This is a genomic window from Streptomyces sp. Ru73 (assembly GCF_002920575.1).
Taxonomy (GTDB): domain Bacteria; phylum Actinomycetota; class Actinomycetes; order Streptomycetales; family Streptomycetaceae; genus Streptomyces.
This window is the reverse complement of record NZ_PQSQ01000171.1, coordinates 1-6,608: the sequence shown is the minus strand read 5'-3', so window position 1 is coordinate 6,608 and position 6,608 is coordinate 1. Positions and strand designations below refer to the sequence as shown.

The 6,608-nt window shown below is 74.4% G+C and carries 4 protein-coding genes and 1 pseudogene; all 5 read right to left on the bottom strand.

The window, feature by feature from the left end:
- Window positions 1-2,355: pseudogene (locus C3486_RS35775) on the bottom strand (trypsin-like peptidase domain-containing protein); the annotation flags it as partial.
- A gap of 326 nt (window positions 2,356-2,681) precedes the next feature.
- On the bottom strand, window positions 2,682-3,608 hold the full coding sequence (gene truB / locus C3486_RS35770; RefSeq protein WP_103837031.1) for a tRNA pseudouridine(55) synthase TruB: 927 nt from the start codon (window positions 3,606-3,608) through the stop codon (window positions 2,682-2,684).
- On the bottom strand, window positions 3,605-4,057 hold the full coding sequence (gene rbfA / locus C3486_RS35765) for a 30S ribosome-binding factor RbfA (RefSeq protein ID WP_103837030.1): 453 nt from the start codon (window positions 4,055-4,057) through the stop codon (window positions 3,605-3,607). The genes truB and rbfA overlap by 4 nt, the downstream gene beginning before the upstream one ends.
- Before the next feature lie 88 nt (window positions 4,058-4,145).
- Window positions 4,146-4,442, bottom strand: a complete 297-nt coding sequence (locus tag C3486_RS35760) for a DUF503 domain-containing protein (RefSeq protein ID WP_103837029.1) — start codon at window positions 4,440-4,442, stop codon at window positions 4,146-4,148.
- A gap of 129 nt (window positions 4,443-4,571) precedes the next feature.
- Window positions 4,572-6,608, bottom strand: a 2,037-nt coding sequence (gene infB, locus C3486_RS35755; RefSeq protein ID WP_103837032.1) for a translation initiation factor IF-2, incomplete at its 5' end; no start/stop codon positions are given.

The following is a 6,608-nucleotide window of genomic DNA, read 5'->3' as shown; positions in this document are numbered from 1 at the left end:
GGGGCCGAACGCGTCGAGCCCCGTACGGTCGAAGCCGCCCGCCAGCGCCGAGCGGTCCGTCACCCGGGCCGCGAGGACGTGCAGCACCAGCGCGTACGGCGCCGCGTCGGGCAGTCGCAGCAGCACCTCGCCCAGCAGGTGCTCCGCCCACCAGCGCGCGTCACCCGCCGCGGCGCCCGCCTGCGGTCCGGTGACCACCGCCACCAGGCCCTCCAGCCGCCGGCCCAGCGCCTCGGGGCCGGCCCGGCGGCCGAGCAGCAGCAGGGCCTCGACCACCGGGCCGATGCGGTGCCGCGGTACGGCGGACGGCGCCTCGCCCCGTCCCGCGTCACCACCGGACGCGGCCCCCGGAGGGACGGCGGCGGACGGGACGCCACCGGCCGGGGCGGCGCCCGGCGGCCGTGTGCCGTGCTCCCGTACCGGCCGGTGCACGAGCGCGTCCAGCGTGTCGTCCACGTCGAGGTGCGCGCCCTGGAGCCAGTCGGCGAACTCCTCGTGCGGGAAGCGGTACCCGGCGCCGGCGGGCACCAGCAGTCCTTCGGCGAGCACGGCGGACGCCCAGCCCGTGCGCCAGGGGAAGAGCTCGTCGAAGGAGGACCGGTCCAGTTCGCCCTGGCCGGGGCCGAGAGCGCGGCGGGCCGCCGCGTGCGCCCGGCCCGCGACCCGCGCGGCCTGCCGGCGCACGTCCGCACCGCGCGTGCCCCGCGTACCGCCCGTACGCCCCGTGCCCCGCTCCCCCGCCGTCAGGCGTTCGGCGACGCGCAGGCACAGCAGGTCCAGGAAGGCCCCGAAGATCTCGTGGCGGCGGGGCGTGCCCATGCCCTTGGCGTCCCCGCCGGCCGCCACCACGGACGTCCGTACCTCGGCCAGCAGCCGCAGGGCCAGCGGATGCGCGGCGTCGGCGGCGGTCAGCGCGCCGGCCGGCAGGCCGTAGCGGGCGCGCGCCCGTGCCGCCTGGCGCGACGGCAGGTCGCCCAGGCGTACGCAGGGCGGGAGCGCGCCGGCCGGTGCGCCGGGCGGGATCACCGCGGGATGGCGCGGCCGGTGCAGGAAGGCGGCGGGGAAGAGGGGCCCGGCCGTCTCCCAGTACTCGGGGCGGCAGGCGACGATCAGCTGGGCGCCCGTGCCGTGCAGCCATTCCGCGGTGTCCCGGGTCCACTCGCCGAGCCGCTGGGCGAGACCGGCCGGCAGCTCCTCCGGGCCGTCCAGCAGCACCAGCAGGGGCCGCCCGGCCGCCCGCGCGAGCCCGGCCGCCTCGTCGGGCGTCACGGCGGCCGGGTCGCCCGCGGTCGGCCCGGAGGCGCTGAGCACCCGGCCCGCCGACCGCAGCGCCCGCCCCACCGCGTCCCGCACGCCCCGGTCCGTGGCCCGCAGGTCGGCGCCGCGCAGCCGGACGGTCGGTGCGGGGGCCGCGGCCCGCGCGCGGCGGACGGCGAGCGCCGCCAGTTCGGTGCTGCGCCCCGTGCCGGGCTCGCCGACCAGGGCGAGGACCCGTGCCGCGGGTGCCGGGCCGGCGCCGCCCGCCGGGTTCTCGGCCGCGTCGTACGTGCCGAAGGACGTGAATTCCCCTGCGATGTCGGGCCGTTCGACCGGTTCCTGCCGGGGGCCGGGGCCGGCCGCCGTGCCCATGGCGGTGGCGGTGAGGGCCAGGACGCCCGCCAGGTTGAGGTCGGGGCCGTACGCGGGAACGGTGGCCGCGTTACGGGCCAGCAGCGCGGCCAGCGGCCCCCGCGGACCGGCCGCGGCCGCGGCGTGCAGCGGGACCGCGAAGCCGTCCGGGCCGGGCCCGGTGTCCGTACGCGCGCCCCGGCGCAGCGCGGTGCCGATGACGGCCAGTACCGCGCCGGTCCCGGCGTCGGTGACCGGGCCGCCGGCGGCCGGGCCGCCCAGCCGCAGCGCCTCGCCGCCCGGCCCGCGCACCGCCAGCCCGACCGCCTCGGCGAGACGGTGGTGGCGGTCGGTCGCGGTGTAGGTGACGGCGGCGGCGCCCACGATGCGGGCGGGCAGCGCACCGGTGTCCTCGCCGTTCCCCTGCGGGCCGCCGGCCACGTGCAGCAGGACGTCCGCGCCCGGCCGCGGGCCGCCCGCTGCGACCGGCAGCGGCGGGACGCCGAGGCCACTGGTCCGCACGAGCGCGAGGCCGGCCTCCGGGAGCGGGGTGACGGCGTCGGCGCCGACCGTGCAGGTCCGCCCGGCCGCGCCGTGCAGCACCAGGCGGGCCAGCCCGTCGACGGCCTCGTGGCCGGTCAGCACGGTGCCGTCGGGGTCGGCGAGGAAGCCGGTGCCACGCGGCCGCCCCGCCAGGTCGCAGATGCGCACCAGCGCCTCCGCCGCGTCGGCCGCCCGCACCACCATCGCCGTACCTCCTGCCGTCGCCGGTCGTCCCCGGTCGGTCGGTCACCGCGTACCGGGTCATTTCGACCGTAGGCAGCCGGTGATCGTCCTGGACAGGGCGCACCGCGAACGCGCCCCTGTCCGCGCCCGCGGTTCGCTCCGAGCGCCCGGCCGATGGGATGAAAGAGCGCCGCGGGAGGCATACGGACGGCGGAACAACCGAACGGCGGAACGGCGGCCCCGCCGGAAGGGGCAGCGCCCGGAAACGGCGACGTCCCGCGAGCGGGCCACAGAGGGCCGCCCACGGGACGTACGGAAAAGCTCGCGAGCCGTGCCGGCTCGGGCGCTCAGACGAAGACCGCCAGGCTCTTCGCCTTCCCGCCCTTGTTCTCCAGCAGCGCCAGGAACGTGCCGTCCGGCGCGAACGCCGCGACCGCGCCGTCCGTGCCGAAGTCCGGCATGGGGATGCGCGCGCCATTGCCCAGCAGCCGGGCCTGCTGCACCGTGACGTCCCAGCGCGGGAACGCCGCGGCCGCCGCCTCACCGATCGGCATGATCGGCAGGCCGTCGCCCTCCGGCTCGTCCACGGCCGCCTGCAGCTGCTCCAGCGTGCGGGCCTTGTCGAGCTTGTACGGGCCGACGCGGGTGCGGCGCAGGGCCGTCAGGTGCCCGCCGACGCCGAGCCCGGCGCCGAGGTCGCGGGCGAGGGCCCGGATGTACGTGCCGGAGGAGCACTCCACGGAGACCAGCAGGTCCATGACGGGGGTGCCGTCCTCGGCCTCGGCCTCGTGGACGGAGTGCAGCACGAAGGAGGAGACGGTGACCGGACGGGCCGGGATCTCCACCTCTTCCCCGCCGCGCACCCGGGCGTAGGACCGCTTGCCGTCGATCTTGATGGCGCTGACCTTGGACGGCACCTGCATGATGTCGCCGCTCAGCTCGGCGATGCCCGCCGCGATGGCGTCCCGGCCGATGTCCTTCGCGCCCTGCGACTCGGTGATCTCGCCCTCGGCGTCGTCCGTGACCGTGGTCTGGCCGAGCCGGATGGTGCCGACGTACTCCTTCTCCGTCAGCGCGAGGTGCCCGAGCAGCTTGGTGGCGCGCTCGACGCCGAGGACGAGCACGCCGGTCGCCATCGGGTCCAGCGTGCCGGCGTGCCCGATGCGGCGGGTGCGGGCCATGCCGCGCATCTTCGCGACGACGTCGTGCGAGGTGAAGCCGGCCGGCTTGTCGACGATGACAAGGCCGTCCGGCACTGTGACCTTCTGCTTCATTCGGCGGCGGTGTCCTCGTCGTCGTCCTCGCCCGGCTTGCGGTACGGGTCGGCCTCACCGGCGTACGTGGCGCCCGAGGACGCCTCGCGCACCTTGGCGTCGGAGGCCCGCGCCTTGTCCAGCAGGTCCTCGATGGTCCTGGCGTTCTCGGGGAGGGCGTCCGCCACGAACGTCAGGGTCGGCGTGAACTTGGTGCCCGCGGCACGCCCGACCTCGGAGCGCAGGATGCCCTTGGCGCTCTCCAGCCCGGCCGCGGCGCTGGCCCGGTCCTCGTCGTCACCGTAGACCGTGTAGAAGACCGTCGCCTCCCGCAGGTCGCCGGTGACCCGGGTGTCCGTGATGGTCACGTGGGAACCGAGCCGCGGGTCCTTGACACCGCGCTGCAGCTTCTGGGCGACCACCTCCCGGATGAGGTCCGCCAGCCTCTTCGCCCGCGCATTGTCGGCCACTGGTCGTCTCCTTCTTGTTTCTTTCCACCATGGTGCTTGCGGCGCCGACGGCCCGCACGGCCGGCCGGTCACCCGGCCGGCCGCCGCCTCAGTCGTCGTGGTCGCCGTGGAACCGCCGCCGTACCGACAGCAGCTCCACTTCGGGACGCGCGGCGACCAGTCGCTCGCAGCGGTCCAGTACGTCTGTGAGGTGCCCCGCGTCGCCGGAGACCGCCGCGAGGCCGATGGTGGCCCTGCGGTAGAGGTCCTGGTCGCCGACCTCCGCCACGCTGACCGCGTACTTGCGGTGCAGCTCGGCGACGATCGGGCGGACGACGGAGCGCTTCTCCTTCAGCGACCGTACGTCGCCAAGGAGGAGGTCGAAGGACAGCGTCCCTACGTACATGCAGTGCGGGTTCAGCCACCCGGGGGGCGTGAGGTGTGCGTGTACCGGTCACTGGAACGGTACACGCAACGGCCGGGGCCGATCGACGGAATTCCTTCCGCCGACCGGCCCCGGAGTCGAGACGGGCGATCAGCCGCGCGGCTTCTCGCGCATCTCGTACGTCGCGATGACGTCGTCGACCTTGATGTCGTTGAAGTTTCCGAGGTTGATACCGCCCTCGAAGCCTTCGCGGATCTCGGTGACGTCGTCCTTGAAGCGGCGCAGGCCCTCGATGTTGAGGTTCTCCGCCACGACCTTGCCGTCGCGGATGAGGCGGGCCTTGGTGTTGCGCTTGACCTCGCCGGAGCGGATGAGCACACCCGCGATGTTGCCCAGCTTGGACGACTTGAAGATCTCGCGGATCTCCGCCGTACCGAGCTCGACCTCCTCGTACTCCGGCTTGAGCATGCCCTTGAGGGCCGCCTCGATCTCCTCGATCGCCTGGTAGATGACCGAGTAGTACCGGACGTCGACGCCCTCGCGCTCGGCCATCTGCGTCGCGCGGCCTTCGGCGCGGACGTTGAAGCCGATGACGATCGCGTCGGAGCCGGACGCCAGGTTGATGTCGGACTCGGTGACCGCACCCACGCCGCGGTGCAGCACGCGGATGTCGACCTCCTCGCCCACGTCGAGCTGGAGCAGCGAGGACTCCAGGGCCTCGACCGAACCGGACGCATCGCCCTTGATGATGAGGTTGAGCTGCTGGACCTCGCCGGCCTTGAGCACCTTGTCCAGGTCCTCGAGGGACACGCGACGGGTGCGCTTGGCGAAGGCGGCGTTGCGCTCGCGCGCCGCGCGCTTCTCGGCGATCTGACGCGCGGTGCGGTCCTCGTCGACAACCAGGAAGTTGTCGCCGGCGCCCGGCACGTTGGTCAGACCCAGCACCAGGACGGGGGTCGAGGGACCCGCTTCCTGGATGTTGTTGCCCTTGTCGTCGAGCATCGCGCGGACGCGGCCGTACGCGTCGCCGACCACCATCGTGTCGCCGACCCGCAGGGTGCCGCGCTGGACCAGCACGGTGGCGACGGCGCCGCGGCCGCGGTCGAGGTGCGCCTCGATCGCGATGCCCTGCGCGTCCTGCTCCTCGTTGGCCCGCAGGTCCAGCGAGGCGTCCGCGGTCAGGACCACGGCCTCCAGCAGGTCGTCGATGTGCAGACCCTGCTTGGCGGAGATGTCGACGAACATGGTGTCGCCGCCGTACTCCTCGGCCACCAGGCCGTACTCGGTCAGCTGACCGCGCACCTTGGTCGGGTCGGCACCCTCGACGTCGATCTTGTTGACCGCGACGACGATCGGGACCTCGGCGGCCTTGGCGTGGTTCAGCGCCTCGATCGTCTGCGGCATGACGCCGTCGTTGGCGGCGACGACCAGGATCGCGATGTCGGTCGACTTCGCACCACGGGCACGCATGGCGGTGAACGCCTCGTGACCCGGGGTGTCGATGAAGGTGATCGCGCGGTCCTCGTCGTTGACCTGGGTCGAGACCTGGTACGCACCGATGTGCTGCGTGATGCCGCCGGCCTCGCCCGCGATGACGTTCGTCTTGCGGATCGCGTCCAGCAGGCGGGTCTTACCGTGGTCGACGTGACCCATGACGGTGACCACCGGGGGCCGCGGGACGAGCATGTCCTCGCCGCCCTCGTTCTCGCCGAACTCGATGTCGAAGGACTCGAGCAGCTCGCGGTCCTCCTCCTCCGGGCTGACGATCTCGACGACGTAGTTCATCTCCTCGCCGAGGAGCTGCAGCGTCTCGTCGGAGACGGACTGCGTCGCGGTGACCATCTCACCCAGGTTCAGCATGACCTGGACGAGCGACGCCGGGTTGGCGTTGATCTTCTCGGCGAAGTCGGTCAGCGAGGCACCGCGCGACAGGCGAACCGTCGCACCGTTGCCGCGCGGCAGCATGACGCCGCCCACCGACGGGGCCTGCATCGCCTCGTACTCCTGGCGACGCTGCCGCTTCGACTTGCGGCCACGACGCGCCGGACCGCCGGGACGGCCGAACGCACCCTGCGTGCCACCGCGGCCACCGGGACCGCCGGGACGGCCACCGAAGCCGGGACGGCCGCCGAAGCCGCCGCCACCACCGGGACGGCCGGCGAAACCGCCGCCGCCACCGGGACGACC